Genomic DNA, 578 nt, shown 5'->3' with positions numbered 1-578 from the left:
GAGTGCACGACAGCTTCTTCGACCTCGGCGGCCACTCACTGCTCGCCACCCGTCTGATCAGCCGGATCCGAGCCGTACTGAGCGTGGAGATATCCCTCCGCGACCTCTTCGACACGCCGACTGTCGCCGAGCTCTCCCATCGCGTCAGCAACGCCGGCGCGGCCCGGCCGGTGCTGCGCGCCGGTGAGCGGCCTGAGCGGTTACCGCTCTCCTTCGCCCAGCAGCGGCTGTGGTTCCTGGACCAGGTCGAAGGACCGAGCGCGACCTACAACATCCCGCTCGCCATCACCCTCAACGGCCCACTCGACATCGACGCACTCACCTCAGCGCTGGACGACGTCGTAGCCCGGCACGAAGCACTGCGCACCGTCCTGCCGACCGCCCAAGGCGAGCCGCACCAGCACATCCTCCCCACCGACCACATACGCACCGACCTCCCCGTCGTGCAGACCGACCCGGCCAATCTGGACGAGGCACTGACCCAGGCCGCCTCGCGCACCTTCGCCCTGGACTCACAGATCCCGTTCCGGGCCACCCTCTTCGCCCTCGCCGAGACCCGTCACGTACTCCTGATCGTC

1 protein-coding gene is annotated in these 578 nt (G+C 68.3%); it reads left to right on the top strand.

The annotated features are described in order from the left end of the window. Positions 1–578 (top strand): condensation domain-containing protein (locus tag E4099_RS32685; RefSeq protein ID WP_135342684.1); only part of this gene is annotated, 578 nt, incomplete at both ends.

It is taken from the genome of Streptomyces palmae, assembly GCF_004684805.1.
Classification (GTDB): domain Bacteria; phylum Actinomycetota; class Actinomycetes; order Streptomycetales; family Streptomycetaceae; genus Streptomyces; species Streptomyces palmae.
The sequence above is the reverse complement of the archived record's forward strand: the minus strand, read 5'-3'. Positions and strand labels throughout refer to the sequence as shown.